Here is a 17,134-nt window from a genome sequence, read left to right as displayed (position 1 = left end):
TTTTGGGCTTGAAGGTTTTCAATCGTCACATTAATTCACAGGAAGGAAGATCCATGATTTCTGGATTAAGTGCTTTGAAAAAGGGCGCAGTCGTCGTATTTTCTGTAAGCGCTTTAGTGCTAGGCGGCGGTGTTGCTAACGCGAGTCCTCCCGATGAGGGAACACGTGATGATCAAGTAGTTTCTGCTGCTGCAACGACTTCTTTTGATGATCAATATGTTCCAAGGAATAGGTCGTCTGAGGCAAGCGAGGCCGATCCGCGTGTTATAGACTATTGGACTCAGGACAGAATTGATAATGCCATCCCGGCAGACGCTTTCGCTAGTAGTAACAACTACGCAACAAGGGAAGCACTCCCTCCAACCGATGCAGTCTCGCCGCAACGAGTGCTAAGCGATCCCGTTTCTGGGCGTGTCGGAAAAATTCAGGAACGCAGCACTCGTTCAGTAACTAATTTTTCTGAAGTTAACGGTAAGGTTCTCTTCACTAATGCGAAAGATGGGCAGGATTACATGTGTTCTGGGTCTGCTTTAAACAGTCCTTCGAAGCGCTTGGTTATCACTGCTGGGCACTGCGTGCATGGTGGTGGCAAGAACGGGACATGGCATAAGAACTGGGTGTTTATTCCGGATTATCACTATGACCATCGGCCTTATGGGACGTTCCAAGCGAAAACTCTCACCACTTTTCAAGGATGGATAGATAACGGCGAGGGCAGACGGGGCTTCGAAAGAGACGTAGCATTTGTTACCACCTACATGAATGCCTCAGGGCAGAAGGTCGTAGATGCTGTCGGTGGATACGGTTTAAGGACCGGGGGATCGCGGAATTTTGATGTCACCGTATTTGGATATCCTGGAAACCTTGATGAGGGCGAGAGAATGTGGGCTTGCTGGGGAAGAACTACAACGCACAGGTGGTGGACGAGCAGCTTCCCTAAGATTACGGGATGCGATTTTGGAGGCGGATCTTCCGGAGGCCCTTGGATAGATGACTACAACAATTCCACAGGCTTGGGGCACGTTCGCTCAGTTACATCGTTCGGGCCAGAAGATAACTCCTATAATGGTGGCCCGTATTTTGATGATGCGGTAATGAATCTATATAACTCCACCCGGAACGATTAATACCCACCGAGATGAAAAAAGGAAGACGACTCATAGTATTTCTGGGAGCCTTTGCTATGCTGTGCGGGTGTTCGAGCAGCGACGCTAATCTGCATTCGGAAAAGATAATAAACTGGACAAAGCATGAAGTTACAGATTCACATGAGCTGACTTTCACTGCTAACACGGGTGACCCCAAGTGTTTCAAACTACGCATTGTTACCAAGGAAGCTAATGGGCGCATTGAGGTTGCAATTGTCGAGGGAGTGCTACCGGATGCGCCAAAGCACTGCACGGCTGTAGGTAGGATCGAAAAACTTACTGTTACAACTGAAGCTCCAGCACAAAACTTAGACGTCCACGCTTTGCCTGCAAGAGAAGTTGAGCTAAACCCCTAACTACTCGAGTGCGGGACATTCCTGCACGGATACTCGCTAGCTGCACCCATGCGTTAGCGAGTATCCGAACCCTGCTATGGATTTAGTGGTGTGGGCCTGAAATACTGTAAGTGGTTGAAAATATAGAAAAGCGAAACCCTCCGGGACGACAGCACGCCAGCTGACCGGAGGGTTTCGCTTTACCCAGGCAGAAAGGGTGGTGGGTGCGATGCCGAAGAAACCAGCCCGCCCCTGCTCGGCTCCCGGTTGTCCAGAGCTAACCCACGACCGCTTCTGCTCCAAGCACGCGAAGACTGAGGTCAAGCGCTACCGCAAGTACCAACGCGACCCGAAGATCAACCGACGCTACGGCTCGCGCTGGCGCAAGATCCGCGCCGCCTACATCGCCGCCCACCCATTGTGCGAAGACTGCCTAGCAGCTGGCCGCATCACCCCAGTCCAAGAGGTCCACCACGTCCTGCCCTTGGAACATGGCGGCAGCCACGACTTTGCTAACCTGCGGTCGCTTTGTAAGCCCTGCCACTCGCGCCAGAGCGCGTTGGACGGTGACCGGTGGAGGCAAGCACCCCAGGTCTACACCTACTGATTTTTCTTGGAATCGCGGCCTGTGCGCCTCAAATACCGCCGACCTCAAAGTTGTCGCCCTGCTTCTTGTTCGACGTTTACGGCGCAACGTGGCGCGTCTGGTTTGGGGTTGGGGCCATCGGATCTCTACGACCTGTCTGGAGGTCAGCGGGCGGGGCCAACCGTGCGCAAAACCGCCGAATCAAACGGGGTATTGACCCCTCGCGCCCTCCACATCAGGGCACGACACCCTCGGAAGGAGGCGAGACCATGGCCAAAGATGGCACCAATCGTGGTGGACGCAGGGTACGAGCGGGCACTAAGCCTGATGCTTTGAACGACAAGCTCGCTGCAGGTCGTCCCGCCACCCGGCTCACCACACCGACCGAACTCGATGTGTTCGATCTGGACGGCACCGACATCGGCGATGGTGCGCTGCTCGCAGGCGAGCCGATGCCAGAACCCGGCGCATACCTCTCGGCTGAGCAGCGCGACGGCCAACCGCTCGGTGCAGACCTGGTGTACCGGGAGACGTGGAACTGGCTGGATGAACGCGGCTGCACCGAGTTCGTCTCCAAACGCTTGATTGAGCAGTACGCGCAGGCGTTCGCCCGCTACATCCAGTGTGAGCAGGCGATCAGCAAGTTCGGACTGCTCGGCAAACACCCCACCACGGGAGCTGCGATCGCCAGCCCGTTTGTGGCGATGAGCCAGAGCTTCGGTAAGCAGGCCAACGTGTACTGGTACGAGATTTTCGACATCGTGCGTGCCACCTGCACCACCGACTACTCCGGCACCACGCCAGGCGATGAGGTCATGGAGCAGCTGCTCAAAGCCTCCTCCTAAGGCCTCTCATCCCGCTCGTTTCGTTTCCTGCCTGCCCGGCACCCGGGCGGGCTTTCTTGTTGTTGTTCGCTTTTGTGAAAGGAGCCCTCGCGTGTCTGTAGTGCGAAGTGCTGAATCTGTGTGTATCGGCCACCCCGACAAGCTGTGCGATCTGATCGCAGACCACATCCTTGATGACATCCTCACTCTCGACCCGGCGGCACGCGTGGCCGTTGAGGTCATGGCCACGGGCAGGCGCATCATCGTCACCGGCGAGATCACCACCACCATCCGTCCGCAGCTGCGCTCGTGCGCCCGGGAGGCGCTGCGCCGGGCGGGGTACAACCCGGACAGGTTCCTCATCTACGTGTGGGTGCGCCGCCAATCCGCCGACATCGGCGCAGGCGTCACCACCTCCATCGAGGCCCGCGCGGGCGATGAGTCGGCGTATGCGAGCCTCGGGGCGGGCGATCAGGGCACCGTCTACGGGTACGCCACGAACGAGACCAGTCAGCGCCTGCCGCTGCCGCTCGTGCTCGCCCACGAGATCTGCCGCCGCCTCGATGCCGTCCGCACCGACGGCACGATCCGTGGGATCGGCCCCGACGGCAAATCCCAGGTCAGTGTTGTCTACGACGAGCTGGGCACCCCGGTCGGCATCGACACCGTGATCGTCTCCATCCAACACGATGCGGACAAAGACCCCGCCGTGCTTGAACGGGAGGTGCGCACGCTGATCGTTGCTCCCGCTATCGAGGCGCATCTGCCCGGTGCCACGCCCGAGCGCGTGTTGGTCAATCCGTCGGGGCGGTTTGTCACCGGTGGGTCTACCGCTGACACCGGGCTGACCGGGCGCAAGCTCATGGTTGACACCTACGGTGGGCTCGGCCCGCACGGCGGTGGCGCGTTCTCGGGTAAGGACCCTTCCAAGGTCGACCGGGCGGGAGCGTGCATGGCTCGCCTGATCGCGAAAACCGTGGTGGACGCGCGCCTGGCCGAAGAATGTCACGTCGCTATCTCCTATGTGATTGGTAAGGCCGACCCGGTCGCCTTCCACATCGACACCTTCGGCACCGGTCAGTACCCGGACTGGCTGCTCACCGACGCCGCCCAGGCGATCTTCCCGCTGCGCCCGGCCGCGATCATCGAACGGCTCGGCCTGCGAGCTCCCATCTACGCGAAGCTTGCCACCTATGGGCACATGGGACATGGCCTGAGCGACTGGGAATGGACCCTGCCTTATACCGACGCACTTCGAGAAGAGGTGAACCGCCGTGCTCATCAAGCAGCTACCCATCGCTGAGCTCAAGCCCGCCGACTACAACCCGCGTAAAGACCTGAAGCCCGGGGATGCGGACTACGAGAAACTCAAGCGCTCTTTGATCGAGTTCGGTTACGTCGAGCCGGTGATCTACAACCACACCACCGGCCACGTCGTCGGCGGCCTCCAGCGCCTGAAAGTACTGGCCGACCTCGGCCACACCGATGTGGACTGCGTGGTCGTTGAACTCGATGAGACCCGCGAGAAGGCGCTGAACGTCGCATTGAACAAGATCAGCGGCGACTGGGACGAGAACAAGCTGGCCCTGCTCATCGCCGACCTGGACGCGGCTGACTTTGATGCCGAGCTCACCGGCTTCGACGATGACGAAATCGCCCAGATGATTGGCTCTCTCGACGATGACGAGGTCACCGATGACAGCTTCGATCTCACGAGAGCACTCGAGGCTGCCTCGTTCGTCAGGCGCGGGGACATCTGGACTGTCGGCAGGCACCGCCTGGTCTGCGGAGATGCCACCAACCCCGGTGATGTCGGAGTGCTCATGGATGGCAAGAGCGCGAACCTGGTGCTCACCGACCCGCCCTACAACGTGGCCTTCGAGTCCGCCGACGGGCTCTCAATGGGGTTTTAGAGGCTTACCATCCAGGTGGGCTCCGCAGAGAGGCCATCTATCGTCCATTCACCAAAGAGGCGCTTTACTTCGACCCGGTCTTCAACTCAGTTCCCGGTCAAAATGACACATACTTTCCCACCCCTCACCACACCAATATCGGCTACTACGTCGTCGGCATGGGATCTGCCGTACCGTTTTCGCTGGTTGCCTTGAACGATCTGCCCAATCTGCACGTGACGGGCGCAGGTAGTGGTGGTCAGTTCTTCCCCCGCTGGACTTATGAAGAAGCCACCGACGACACGCTCCTGGGCACTAGTGGCGACGTAGACGAGTGGGGTTACCGTCGCGTCGACAACATCACCGATGCGATCCTGACCCACTACCAGCAGGCTTTCGGGTCGCAGGTCACCAAGGACGACATCTTCTTCTACGTCTACGCGGTGCTGCACTCTGAGCAATATCGCACCCGCTACGCCGCAGACCTCAAGCGGATGCTTCCGCGCATTCCCCTGGCCGCATCAACCGCGGACTTCGAGGCGTTTGCCGAGGCCGGTCGGCGTCTGTGCGATCTGCACGTCGGCTATGAGAACGTCGAGCCCTATCCATTGCACGAACCGACCCACCCGCTCGACGTCGACGAGTGGGACCTGTACCGCGTCACCAAGATGCGGTGGAAGGACAAGACCACCAAACGCGACCTTGTCTACAACTCGTACCTCACCTTGTCTGACATTCCCGAGCAAGCGCACGAGTACATGCTCGGGTCGCGCTCCGGCCTGGAATGGCTCATCGACCGATACCGGGTGAAACCCGACAAGGCCTCGGGCATTGTCAACGATCCCAGCGACTGGGCGCGCGAGCATGACGACCCTCGCTACATCGTCGACTTGGTGAAGCGGGTGACCCGGGTGTCGGTTGAAACCGTCAATATCGTGAGGTCACTTCCTGAGTTGCCGATCTGACTATGTGTCTGCAAGGCGACCAATCGACTGCTCATTGTTGGCACATCGTTGTGGGACCGCGCCGAGGTGGTGAGGCGTCGATTTGGGTTCAGAGCAGGTAACCGTATAGTCTTGTCCAGTTCCCGAAGGAACCCCCGAACCCAACGATTGCGTCGGGTGCGTCATGCGCCCGGCCCTGAACAGGAGATCTCCCAGTGGCTGCTGTGTGTGACATCTGCGCCAAGCGCCCCGGTTTCGGACACAACGTCCCCTGGTCGAAGAAGAAGACCAATCGCCGGTGGAGCCCGAACATCCAGCGCGTCCGTGTCGTCGAGAACGGCACGCACAAGCGCATGAACGTGTGCACGTCGTGCCTCAAGGCTGGCCGAGTCAGCCGCTGAGCACTGCGTTCGACGTTAGAACCCGCCGTAAGGCGGGTTCTTTGTCGTTGTGGGTGTCATTGCCTATCGGTACGGTGACACTGTGAATGCAGTGACCAGGTGGCACACCCGCAGCCAGCAGGAGCTTCATCGCCCTTTGGCGGAGGCGGTGGGAGCCAAGACGGCAAAAGCATTCGCTGCGATGCACGTCGAGACGGTGGGCGAGGCCCTCGGTCACCTTCCGCGTCGCTACCTCACCGGTACCGAAACCACGGATTTGTCCCACCTCGTCGTTGACACCGAAGTCGCCTTGGTGGCCGACGTCGTCGGCGTCGAGGTCCACACCAACAAGACTGTGACAGGTCGAGAGAGGCGACCGCGTCAACGTCTGGAAGTCATGCTGTTCGACGGCAACGCACGTCTGCCCGTCACCTTCTTCGGCAAACCCCACATCGTGTCCTATTGGCAGCGCATTTTTTCTGCCCACACTCACGGCATCTTCGTCGGCAAGGTGGGGGAATTCCGGGGCAACCCGCAGCTCGTCCACCCCGACTTCGTCATGATCGACCGCAACGGCAAGGTCGTGGCAGGCCGTGAGGAGGGCAAGGTGATGGCTGCCCAGGTGCAACGCCACGGCTTGCTTGGCCTCTACCCGCAGACCTCGAAGTTGCGCACCTGGGAGATCGCCTCGGTGGAGTCGATGCTGCTCGAGTCCACCCCCGAACTTGAGGACACCCTGCCCGAATGGCTGCGTCAGGAGGCTGATCTGCCGAGCCTGTGGCAGGCCTACCACGCTATTCACCACCCGCATTCGGTGGAGGAAGCCAATCGCGGTGCCGAACGACTGGTGTGGGAGGAGGCCATCGCCACCCAGGTGACGATGGCGGTGCGTCGACGTGATGCCGAGGGTCATGATGCGCCGGTGTGTCGACGTCATGACGACGGCCTGCTGGCAGCCTTTGAGTCGAGACTCCCGTTCACCCCGACGGCAGGCCAGGACGAGATCAGCCAGGCCATCGACGCTGACCTGTCTTCCGATCACCCCATGCACCGACTGCTGCAGGGTGAGGTGGGTTCCGGTAAGACCTTCGTGGCCTTGAGAGCGATGCTCCAAGTCGTTGACGCTGGGTACCAAGCCGTCCTGCTGGCACCCACCGAGGTTCTCGCCCAGCAACATTACGCCACGATCACCGGGATGATGGACGAGTTGGCCGCGGGCGGTGGCCTCGACGCTCCAGAGAACTCCACCGGAGTTGCCCTGCTCACGGGTTCGATGAGGACGGCTGGAACTCGAACCGCCTTGGCCGACATCGCCTCGGGAGCGGCCGGAATTGTCATCGGAACCCATGCCCTGTTGTCGGGCAAGGTCATCTACAACAACATCGGTCTGGTCGTCGTTGACGAGCAGCACCGCTTCGGCGTCGAGCAGCGCAGTGTCTTGACGACTGGTGATGGTGCTCGACCTCACGAGCTCGTTCTCACTGCAACGCCGATTCCTCGCACGGTTGCCATGACGGTCTTCGGTGATCTCGAGGTGTCGACCTTGCGAGAACTGCCGTCAGGACGTGCCGACATCCAAACCACTGTGGTTGATCTGCCAGCCCACCGCTCGTGGCTCACCCGCGCCTGGGAGCGCATCCGAGAGGAGTGCGAGGCCGGGCATCAGGTCTTCGTGGTGTGTCCTCGTATCAGCAGCGATGACACTGACGACGTCGAGGGTGGTCGCCCGCCGACGGCTGCGGTCGAGGAGATCGCTCCTCAGCTGGCCTCCGGTCCGCTCGCAGGACTGCGCATCGACGCCCTCCATTCTCGGCTGGACGCCGATGAGAAGAAGGCCGTCATGGATCGCTTCGCTGACGGCGAGTCCCAGGTCCTCATCTCCACCACGGTCATCGAGGTCGGCGTCGACGTCCCCAACGCCACCATGATGGTCATCATGGATGCCGATCACTTCGGCGTCTCCCAGTTGCACCAGTTGCGCGGACGTATCGGGCGAGGAAAGCTGCCTGGCCTGTGTCTACTGGTCACGACGGCACCCCCCGGATCGGCGGCCCGTGAGCGGCTTGCTGCGGTGGCATCGTCCCGTGACGGCTTCGAACTGGCCGAACTGGACCTGGCCCAGCGTCACGAAGGCAACGTGCTCGGATCCTCCCAGTCGGGGTATTCCTCGCCACTGCGGTTGTTGCGGGTGCTCGACCACGCCGAGATCGTCACTGCGTCCAAGGACCTCGCCGAACGGTGGGTGCGAGAGGAGCCCGAGGATCCCCGGCTGCTCGACGTTGTCACCGCGACGGAGATGCTGGCTGAGGGCGATCTCATGGAACAGGGATGAGCTGACCAGGCGTGACGAAGGTCCGGAACGTTGACGACGATCCGGACCTTCATGAGTGGTCTGTCAGTTGTCCTTGGGCTCCGGACCGAAGGCGAAGGTACGGCCGGTGATCTGATCGGCCTGGACACGCACGTAATTGCGCTTCACGGTCGGCACCCACGGCAGCAGGGGCATCTTGTCGCACAGCGCGAGCTCGGCCTCGTCGGTGATGACCTCGGCGCTGCCGCGCACGACGACCGACCAGCCGGTCTCCTCGGTCCAACCGTCGGCCTCGAAGGCCACACGGTTGTTGGTGACGATGTCCTCAAGCTTGCTTCCAGCGGCGGTGCGGAAGACGATGCTCTGCCCGTCGACGACATAGTTGACGGGGAAGACCTCGGGCTGGTCATTGACGCTGGTGGCCAGGCGGCCGACCTCAGCCGTGTCAAGGTAGCCCCAGCAGCTGTCCTCCGGGACCTCGGTGATCGGGTTCTCCTCATTGATCATGGGGCCATTCTTCCTGAACACGGCCCACTTCGGGAACCGACCGGCACAAAGTTGCCGATGGTGGTGAGGATGGCTCGCCACATGACCATGTCGAGGGGTTTAGGAGTGGATGCAATGGGTACGGCGACGATGCGGGCGTGATCGGGCGAAACCGCTAGCCTGGAGGGGTGAGCAGGATTATCTCGGGTCGTGCTGGCGGACAGCGTCTGACCACTCCGTCAGGGCGGCTCACACGTCCTACGACCGATCGGGTGCGCGAGGCTGTCTTCTCTGCGTTGGCAGCCTGGAATGGAACGTCTGATGAGGCTCCCGAGGACCAGCTGGCCGGGCAAGCTTTCTGCGACCTGTTCGCTGGGTCCGGAGCAGTTGCCCTCGAGGCTGCCAGTCGCGGTGCATCGACGGTCGTTGCCGTCGACCGGGACCGCTCAGCGTGTCATGTCATGAAGGAGAACGCCCGGACCACGCGCTTGCGGATTCAGGTGGTCGCCCAGACGGTACCGACATTTCTCTCCGACAACCGGCAGACCTTTGACGTCGTCTGGTTCGACCCGCCCTACGACTTGGCCGACGACGTCATGGATGGCCTCATCGACGCCACCATTCAGAACGCCCTGGCCCATGACGGACTGATCGTGGTGGAGAGGTCGCGCCGCAGCCGACCGCCTCACGTCCCGGAAGGGTTTGAGTCGTGGAACTCTCGTTACGGTGAAACCGTCGTCTACTATGCCCAGCGCAACCACGAGCCCATGGAGCAGCAGTGAAAGCAGTTTTTTCAGGATCCTTTGACCCCATCACCCTCGGCCACGTCGACATCGTGACGCGAGCCGCCGAGCTTGTTGACGAGGTCGTCGTCGGGGTGGCGGTCAACTCGGCCAAGAATGGCATTTTCTCCATGGAGGAGCGGGTGGCCTTCGTCAGGGATGCCGTCGCTGACATCCCGGGTGTCGAGGTCGCCCTCGTCGACGGGTTGCTCGTCGACTTCTGCACCGAGCAAGGGGCTGACGCGATCATTCGTGGCCTGCGCTTTGGTGGGGATTTTGACTACGAGCTCCAGATGGCCCACCTCAACAAGGCCATGAGCGGGATCGAGACAATCCTGCTGCCGGCAGGGCGAGAATTCGGCACGATCAGCTCCTCCATGATCCGCTCGGCGGCATGCAATGGGGGCAATGTCTCAGAGTTCGTGCCAGCTATCGTCGATGCCGCGCTGCGAGAGAGGTTCCCGCGCTCCTGACGACCGGGGATCCTTGGGCCATGGTCCAGGCCTCCGAGTGTCGAGCATGAGGTCGCAGTCACACAGGTCAGCGGGCTAGAGCACCGGCGAGGGCCTCTCGGCCTGTGAGCCCATGGGTGGGATGAAAGACGAGCCTGGGTGCTCGTCCGGTCTGTATGGCTTCATCAACCCATCGGGCGAAGAGATCGCCCATGGGGAAAGACACCGACCGTCCCGCCCCGGTGGCCCAGTCCGCGCTGAATTCCAGCGGCTCATCGGCCTGTTCCTGGGGCTGAGCGTTATGCAAATCGGGCAGCACGTCCGACATGGCCAGGGCTTCCGGCTTTGGCTTGCCGTCGTTGGTGAACAGGCCGAGCGAATACTCCAGCTTCGGGAAATCCAACAGCTGGTCTGACACGTCGTGGGAGCACCACCATGTCACCGCCTCCAGACTCGGGGTGGTGGCCACCGAGGCCAGGGACGACGTGACGAAGTCCGCTGCCCGGTCGTCGGGAACATGGCTGCGAGGCGCACCAATTTCCTGCAGCCAGAGTGGACGGTGGGGATCGGGACTCCAGGCCCGGGCCAGTTCGAGCAGATAGCGCGGGAACCATGTGAGGGCGGGATGTCCCTCCCCGAAGTGCGGTCCGACCTGCGCGAACACCCAGGAATGGATGGTCGTCGATGAGCCCAGGGTGACGGCGTGACGCGGGGTGAAGGGATGATCGTCAACGAACCAGAGGTCGTCGTCGAACCCGAACCAGAACCGTCCGTCCGGCCACTGGTCCCGCATGGTCCCGAGCATCGTCTCCAACCACGTCTGGGCCTCATCGACGGTGCACCCGCTGCGCGTCGGATGATGGTGCCCCGGGGCCAGAGCAGCGTACTGCGGGAACTCGTTGCCCACCGTCATACCGGTGACGTTCGGCTCTTCCCGCAGGCGTGTTGCCAGTTGGCTGATGAGTTCGGTCTGGCCAGCCTTGACGAGCGGATCGGTGAAGAGATTTGACTCGTGCCATGTGACCACCCAGGAGGGCAGGAAGTCATAACTCGACAGATGGCCGTTGAGGGCGTCGACGGTGACCTCAAGGTCGAATTCGCCAGCTGCGCGCACGACGGAGATGACGTCATCGAGGGCGCGGGGACGCACCAGACCGCGATTGGGCTGCAACAACGGCCACAGTGGGAAGATCCGTACGTGATCGAGGCCCAGTCGTGCAATTGCTTCGAAATCGCGTCGTGCCGCATCGATATCGAGGTCAAGCCAGCTGTGGAACCATCCCTGTGACGGTGTGTGATTGACGCCAATCCTCATCGGTTGCGTCCCAACCTCAAGGTCGCAACCTGGAAGGGGCGCATGGACAGACCGATAGTGTCGTCAGCAAGGCCAGCGGTGATGACTGACGGATCGACCTGGGCGTGCGGGTTGCCCTCAAGGGGGTCCTCGAGCAGGTCGGACTCGACGGCGGACGTGGCATCAAAGCCCACCGTCATCGTGGTGTGAACATGACGCCCGTAGGGCTCGTATAGCCGGACGATGACATCACCAGAGCCATCCTCAGCCAATTTGACGGCCTCAACCGCAATGCCTTCGACGCTGACCAGTGGATCGACCGGCGATCCCTGACGACGACGCACGCACAGGTTGGCGGCATACCCGTCACGCACGGCATCGGTGAGATCGGCTCCGACGTGCAGAGTGTGGAAGAAGTCATGCTCTCCCTCGTCGGCGCGCGGGTCGGGGTAGCGGGCTCCCTTGAGAAGGGAGGCGCGGGCCATCGACCACGTGCCACCGTTGTCCTTGGGATGGCGGGACACATTCCATCCATAGGTACCGGAGTTGGCGATGGCGACGCCGAAACCGGGCTCGGAGATGTACACCCAGCGATGGGCATGAACCTCGAAGCGGAAGGCATCCCACGAGGTGTTGGTGTGGGTGGGACGGGAGATGTGACCCATCTCGATCTCATAGTCGGCATGATCGGTGTGGACGTCCACCGGCCAGGACAGTTTGAGCAGACTGTCTCGTTCGTGCCAGTCGACATGGGTGCGCACCTTGACGCGCGGATCTCCCGGATTCACGGTCAGCGACTGGGTGGCCCGGGAATCCCCGAACGTCCTTGTGACGCTGATGGTCACCGAATCACCGTTGCGGGACATGGTGGCCCTGCCATCATCCAGGTCGGTGACGTTGTTGGCGTAGAAGGGATCGATGTCCCACGCGTCCCACATGTTCGGGAAGTCAGGGTGAATCTGAAGAAGATTGCCACGCTGATCAGCCGGAATGGCATCGCGACCGGAAGCAGGGTCGACGAGGTGGGTGATGAGGCCATGCTCGTCAACGGTAAGACGCAGCAGGCCATTGTCGACGATGAATCCGTCAGCCGCATCCTCAGCCTGAACCCCGTGGGCAATTGCCGGAGCAACTCCGGCCCCCATGGCCACGGTGGAAGCCCACGGACGAGTCATCGGAGAAGAATCGAAGACGACCTGCTCGTCACCCTCTCCGGCTAGCAGCTCCTGGGCATGGTGAATGAGCTCGGTGAGTTCGTCAGAGATGCGCCGGTGATCGGCGACGACCTCGCGATACACCCACGCGATCGCCGATCCAGGCAGGATGTCGTGGAACTGGTAGAGACAGATGGTCCGCCAGATCTCGGCCAACCGCTCACCGGGGTAGTCCATCAGGCCGCGTACCGCTGCGGTGGCGCACCACAGCTCGGCGTCGCGCAGCAGGTGCTCATTGCGACGGTTGCCCTTCTTGACCTCGTACTGGCTGGTGAATGTGCCGCGGTGCAGCTCGAGATAGAGCTCCCCAACCCAGGCGCCCGGATCCTCGTGCTCGGCCTCGGCGCGGCTGAAGAACGTGGCCGGAGGCTCGATGGCCAGCTTGGGGGATCCGTCAAGATCGGTGACACGACGGGCCTGGGCGAGCATCTCGCGAGTGGGACCACCGCCGCCATCTCCATAGCCGAAAGGCACCAAGGAGGAATTGGCGCGGCCCTTGTCCTGGAAGTTGGACCGGGCGTGCTCGAGGTCCCGAGCCGAGAGATCGGAACCGTAGGTGTCGGCCGGCGGGAAATGCGTGAAGATCCGGGTGCCATCGATCCCCTCCCACCAGAAGGAGTGGTGGGGGAACTTGTCGACCTGGTTCCACGAGATCTTCTGGGTCAGGAACCACTGAGCACCGGCTAACTTGGCCAGCTGCGGCAGGGCTCCCGAGTAACCGAAGGAGTCAGGCAGCCACACCTCGGGGCAGTGATGGCCGAACCTCTCCATGAAGTAGCGCTGCCCGTAGAGCAACTGACGGCACATCGCCTCGCCACCAGGCAGGTTGGCGTCAGACTCCACCCACATGCCTCCGACCGGGATGATCCGTCCGTCGGCGACTGCCTTCTGCAACTTGGCGAAAAGGTCAGGATGGTCCACCTCCAGCCATGCCGAGTGCTGAGCAGCCGGAAAGGCGAACAGATGCGTGGGGTCGTTCTCGATGAGATTGAGCTGGTTGGAGATAGTTCGGGCAACCTTGCGCCGGGTCTCCCGCAGCGGCCACAGCCAGGCAGAGTCAATGTGAGCGTGGCCGATGGCCGTCATCGTCTGGGCAGAGTCATGAGCCGGACGAGCGAGAACGGGGGCCAACTGGGTGCGAGCCGCTGACGCCGTGGAAATGACGTCAAAAAGATCGATTCTGTCCATGGAACGATCCAGAGCGCGACGGATCTCCCACCGGCGTTCCGAATCCTCCGGCAGCTGGGCAGCCACACCGGACAGGGTCACGATGTCAGCGATGAGTTCGCGGATCTCGTCGTGGACGACGACCAGATCAGCTCGCTTGAGGGTGTAGTAGGCGTCAGTCGAGGCAGTGAGCTTGTCGCCGTCGTCGGTCGGCTGGAAGGGGGGCTGGGCCAACAGGATCGGGTTGGATGCAGCCTCGACGTAGATGTCGATGTGACCATCTGCGTCGGTCTCGACGGGAATCCACGTGTTGCGTGGATTGAGGGCCTTGACGACCGACCCGTCCGGACGCACCACAAGACCCTCGGACTGGAAGCCGGGGGAGTCCCATACACCGCCGAGGTCGACGATCATCTCGAGATGGTCGTCGCGATGCTCCGGTGGAACGGTGGTCGTGAGATGGAGCCAGGTCGTTCCCCATGGCGGGCCCCACTTGTCTCCCACCCGGAATGGCTCGTAGCTCATTGACAGCCCCTCGCTGATTGAGATGGGCTCTCCCTGTCCGCGGACTCCGGGGCGACTGTTCGGTCCCTCGATGGCGTCAGTGACGGGAGCCCACTCGACGTCGAGTTGGCATACCGTGGTGGTTTCGGCGGGGCGAATCTTCTCAGCGAGATGACGGTGCACCCGACCGTCAAGAATGGGCGCGTGATCATGCATGGGATTCCCTGGCGGTTGCGACATTGACAACGGATAGTTTCCACATTGAAGTGTAGTGACTAATACGGTTTAGGCAACTCGTTCGGAAGGAATTGCCCAGACGATCTCCAACAAGGCGTTGCGAAGAGGTTCGGGCGCTTCCTGGTCCAGCAGCATCGCGATGAGGTCGAGGGCAGGACGGCCACTTCGCAACAGGCGTGCCAGGCGAGTTTTCGTGGTGAATTCGATCTGAGCATCGTCGATGAGCGTGATGGCTCTCGCCATGAGGTCATCGACGCAGTCAGACGAGGCCGGAATGGTCGTTTCGACGACCTCGTCCAGACGATGCCGTCCCAGGTCAATCGTGATGGGACGTCCTCCTGAATGGACGCTCACGCGCCATCGTCGCGTCACATCCGTGCGTGGACCTCCGCATGGTCCGATTTGCAGGAGTCCGTCGGCATCGAGGCTGAGAGGAATTGTCCTCAGACCGTCGTCGTCCTCGAGCAAGTCAAAGTGACCGGCAGCACCTGGGACGACGACCAGGGTGAGATCGGTTGTCACGTCCCCCTTGGCCAAGGGGTCAGTTGCGGTCGGAATGATGGTTCCAGACTTGGCGAGGACGGGAACCTCGTCAATGGTGCGAGACATGGTGACGAAACGCTGTGGCGAATAGGTGAGCCCGGTGAGGAGGTCGACCCACCTAAGACCATCCTCAAGAGGAGGTAACCATGTTCGGGTGGTTGCGAGCCCCGTCGCAGGGTCGCGTTTGCTGGTGACCGGTCGCACCAGGAGTTGGCTGCCGAACCAGTACTCGTTGCGATCGACATAGGATTCCTCCCACTCCGGATGTGTCCAGTAAAGCGGTCGGACGAGTGGGCACAGGTCGCGATGACCCGAGAGGTTCTCGCTGTGCAGATATGGGATGAGGCGATGACGCATCCGTAGGCATCGGGTCATCACCATCTCGGTTTCGGCGCGGTAATGCCACGGCTCCTTGGACCCGAACTCGTCCTTGGTCGAGTGCAGCCGATTGATGGGGGAGAGCACCCCGAACTGGGCCCAGCGAGCCATGAGCTCGTCATCACGGGATCCGAAGAGGTGCCCGCCGATGTCATGGCTCCACCAGCCGTAACCGATGTTGGAGGCGGTGGCCGTGAACTCGGGCTGGAAGTTCAGAGTCTCCCAGGAGATCACGGAATCGCCCGAGAACCCGATGGGGTAGCGGTGAGAGCCCGGACCGGCGTATCTGGAGAAGGTCAGCGGGCTACGGCGTCCCTCGGGACGTGGGCGCCCGGAATCAATGTGGTGAACGTGGTTGAGCATCCACAGCGGGTCCAATCCGGGTACTGAGCACGTCTGCCCCTGCTGCCAGTCCACCCACCACAGGTCGACCCCTTCCTCCTCCATGGGGTGAAGGACGTCCTCGACGTAGACCTTGGCGAACCGGGGATCAGCAATGTCAAAGGGGATGGGATCACCCGAGTCCGGATCGACCCCCATGTCAGTGGCGACCTGCCGGTAACACTCTTCATGACGGCGGATGCCGTCAGCGGGGTGCAGATTGAGGCTAGTGCGCAGACCACGACGATGAAGGTCATCGAGAAAGGCGCGAGGATCGGGGAAGAGTTCTCGATCCCATGTATAACCAGTCCAGCCGTGTCCCAAAGCAGGGTCGATGTCGGTGAGGTGCCAGTCCATGTCAATGACGGCGACCGACAGCGGGATTCGGGCCGCCTCGAAGCGATCCATGAGCGCCTCGTACTCATCGGCGCCGTAGTCGTGGTACCGGGACCACCAGTTGCCGAGGGCCCATCGCGGAACAACCGGTTGCGGTCCGGTGATGCGGTAGAAATCCGCGACCGCGGCCGCGAAGTCGTGGCCGTGGAGGAAGAGGTAGACATCCTTGCCGCCGGAGTCAGCTGGGTTGTGCCGACGTACCGGTTGGGGCCATGGGGTGGATCCATCATCGTCCAGTGCGAGTGAATGAGAATCATCGAGGACGGCCCATCCCTGCGCACTCGCCACACCTGCGCCCATGTCACAACGGCCGTCGACGCAGTCGAGAGTGCGAGCGGTCCCGCCCAAATTGGTGGGGATTCCGAATGGGGTTTGCGAGAGTGGGTCATCGCCCCAGTGCCACACGGCGTGGTAATTGCCGACGCTCGTTATCGATGCGTGCAGCCCTTCCGGGGAAAACTCCATGCCGTTGTAGCGAAGCTCGTAATACCGGTTTCGAATGACGATATGGCCATTCTCCTCATCAATGGTGTTGGTGACCTCGTGGGGCGTGCGGTCCGCGACCACCTGTGTCGGTCGGTCCTCGAAGGGCTCCGTAGGGTCGTCGCGCCACTCACAGCGAATGAGTCGATCGGTGATGAGGGTTATGCGGTAGTGATCTGTGGCAAGACAGGTTGTCTGAGGCATGGCGTCTCCCAGCGTTGGGGACTCCCACCCTAATAGCCAATGAACCGCTCTGGAGGTCATCGTGAAGGCATCGCTGAAACGTTTTACCTATTCTCCGGTTTGGCCCTAGGATGATGCTGCGCGGGTGAAGGCCATGTGCTCCAGGGCGAGGATGCCGTGTGGCCTGCGCCCATCAGGGCATGCATGCTTCCGG

Annotated in this window: 14 protein-coding genes; 10 read left to right on the top strand and 4 right to left on the bottom strand. The window is 61.4% G+C overall.

All coding sequences use genetic code 11. The features are described 5' to 3' along the window. The first annotated feature begins 8 nt into the window (after nt 1-8). The 8 genes from ACSJJT_RS09295 to ACSJJT_RS09260 all read left to right on the top strand — a co-directional run bounded on the left by ACSJJT_RS09295 (nt 9) and on the right by ACSJJT_RS09260 (nt 8,441). Nucleotides 9-1,127: a trypsin-like serine peptidase gene (locus tag ACSJJT_RS09295; protein ID WP_435918028.1), complete on the top strand. Its 1,119-nt coding sequence runs from the start codon at nt 9-11 to the stop codon at nt 1,125-1,127. Nucleotides 1,128-1,712: 585 nt separating this feature from the next. Further along, on the top strand, nt 1,713-2,090 hold the full coding sequence (locus ACSJJT_RS09290; protein WP_435918027.1) for an HNH endonuclease: 378 nt from the start codon (nt 1,713-1,715) through the stop codon (nt 2,088-2,090). A 248-nt stretch (nt 2,091-2,338) separates the two neighbouring features. After that, the gene (locus ACSJJT_RS09285) at nt 2,339-2,914 is read left to right on the top strand and encodes a P27 family phage terminase small subunit (RefSeq protein ID WP_435918026.1); all 576 of its coding nucleotides are present in this window, start codon (nt 2,339-2,341) and stop codon (nt 2,912-2,914) included. A 91-nt stretch (nt 2,915-3,005) separates the two neighbouring features. Then, nucleotides 3,006-4,196 (top strand): methionine adenosyltransferase, encoded by a 1,191-nt coding sequence (gene metK, locus ACSJJT_RS09280; protein ID WP_435918025.1) that lies wholly within the window; start codon nt 3,006-3,008, stop codon nt 4,194-4,196. Next, nucleotides 4,168-4,806, top strand: a complete 639-nt coding sequence (locus ACSJJT_RS09275; RefSeq protein ID WP_435918024.1) for a ParB N-terminal domain-containing protein — start codon at nt 4,168-4,170, stop codon at nt 4,804-4,806. Before metK ends, ACSJJT_RS09275 begins: the two co-directional genes overlap by 29 nt. Nucleotides 4,807-4,841: 35 nt before the next feature. Further along, nucleotides 4,842-5,750 carry a type ISP restriction/modification enzyme gene (locus tag ACSJJT_RS09270; protein WP_435918161.1) on the top strand — a complete coding sequence of 303 codons (909 nt, stop codon included), beginning with the start codon at nt 4,842-4,844 and terminating at the stop codon, nt 5,748-5,750. A 194-nt stretch (nt 5,751-5,944) separates the two neighbouring features. Continuing rightward, on the top strand, nt 5,945-6,130 hold the full coding sequence (rpmB, locus tag ACSJJT_RS09265) for a 50S ribosomal protein L28 (protein WP_002514277.1): 186 nt from the start codon (nt 5,945-5,947) through the stop codon (nt 6,128-6,130). Nucleotides 6,131-6,221: 91 nt separating this feature from the next. Next, nucleotides 6,222-8,441: an ATP-dependent DNA helicase RecG gene (locus ACSJJT_RS09260; protein ID WP_435918023.1), complete on the top strand. Its 2,220-nt coding sequence runs from the start codon at nt 6,222-6,224 to the stop codon at nt 8,439-8,441. 63 nt (nt 8,442-8,504) lie between these two features. Here the strand turns inward: ACSJJT_RS09260 and ACSJJT_RS09255 are convergent, their stop codons facing one another. Next, complete coding sequence (locus ACSJJT_RS09255) at nt 8,505-8,927, bottom strand: pyridoxamine 5'-phosphate oxidase family protein (protein WP_004808626.1); 423 nt, start codon at nt 8,925-8,927, stop codon at nt 8,505-8,507. Nucleotides 8,928-9,094: 167 nt separating this feature from the next. Between ACSJJT_RS09255 and rsmD the strand changes: the two genes are divergently transcribed. Together rsmD and coaD are read left to right on the top strand one after the other, a co-directional pair. Continuing rightward, complete coding sequence (gene rsmD / locus ACSJJT_RS09250) at nt 9,095-9,688, top strand: 16S rRNA (guanine(966)-N(2))-methyltransferase RsmD (RefSeq protein ID WP_334353342.1); 594 nt, start codon at nt 9,095-9,097, stop codon at nt 9,686-9,688. After that, nucleotides 9,685-10,161: a pantetheine-phosphate adenylyltransferase gene (gene coaD, locus ACSJJT_RS09245; RefSeq protein WP_065674206.1), complete on the top strand. Its 477-nt coding sequence runs from the start codon at nt 9,685-9,687 to the stop codon at nt 10,159-10,161. The genes rsmD and coaD overlap by 4 nt, the downstream gene beginning before the upstream one ends. Nucleotides 10,162-10,228: 67 nt before the next feature. Here coaD and ACSJJT_RS09240 read toward each other — a convergent pair whose 3' ends face one another. From ACSJJT_RS09240 to ACSJJT_RS09230, 3 genes are all read right to left on the bottom strand, one after another. Further along, complete coding sequence (locus tag ACSJJT_RS09240; RefSeq protein ID WP_435918022.1) at nt 10,229-11,455, bottom strand: glycoside hydrolase 5 family protein; 1,227 nt, start codon at nt 11,453-11,455, stop codon at nt 10,229-10,231. Continuing rightward, the gene (locus tag ACSJJT_RS09235) at nt 11,452-14,535 is read right to left on the bottom strand and encodes an alpha-mannosidase (protein ID WP_435918021.1); all 3,084 of its coding nucleotides are present in this window, start codon (nt 14,533-14,535) and stop codon (nt 11,452-11,454) included. The genes ACSJJT_RS09240 and ACSJJT_RS09235 overlap by 4 nt, the downstream gene beginning before the upstream one ends. 69 nt (nt 14,536-14,604) lie before the next feature. Next, nucleotides 14,605-16,941, bottom strand: a complete 2,337-nt coding sequence (locus ACSJJT_RS09230) for a TIM-barrel domain-containing protein (protein ID WP_435918020.1) — start codon at nt 16,939-16,941, stop codon at nt 14,605-14,607. Nucleotides 16,942-17,134: the final 193 nt, after the last annotated feature.

It is taken from the genome of Cutibacterium nasicola (assembly GCF_051303185.1).
In the GTDB taxonomy this organism is placed as follows: domain Bacteria; phylum Actinomycetota; class Actinomycetes; order Propionibacteriales; family Propionibacteriaceae; genus Cutibacterium.
This window is presented reverse-complemented; position numbering and strand designations above follow the sequence as displayed.

What these genes read in the sequence shown, in the direction of transcription:
- ACSJJT_RS09290 (WP_435918027.1), top strand. Translation starts at nt 1,713, where the DNA reads ATGCCGAAGAAACCAGCCCGCCCCTGCTCGGCTCCCGGTTGTCCAGAG.
- ACSJJT_RS09285 (WP_435918026.1), top strand. Translation starts at nt 2,339, where the DNA reads ATGGCCAAAGATGGCACCAATCGTGGTGGACGCAGGGTACGAGCGGGC.
- ACSJJT_RS09255 (WP_004808626.1), bottom strand. Translation starts at nt 8,927, where the DNA reads ATGATCAATGAGGAGAACCCGATCACCGAGGTCCCGGAGGACAGCTGC.
- ACSJJT_RS09240 (WP_435918022.1), bottom strand. Translation starts at nt 11,455, where the DNA reads ATGAGGATTGGCGTCAATCACACACCGTCACAGGGATGGTTCCACAGC.
- ACSJJT_RS09235 (WP_435918021.1), bottom strand. Translation starts at nt 14,535, where the DNA reads ATGCATGATCACGCGCCCATTCTTGACGGTCGGGTGCACCGTCATCTC.
- ACSJJT_RS09230 (WP_435918020.1), bottom strand. Translation starts at nt 16,941, where the DNA reads ATGCCTCAGACAACCTGTCTTGCCACAGATCACTACCGCATAACCCTC.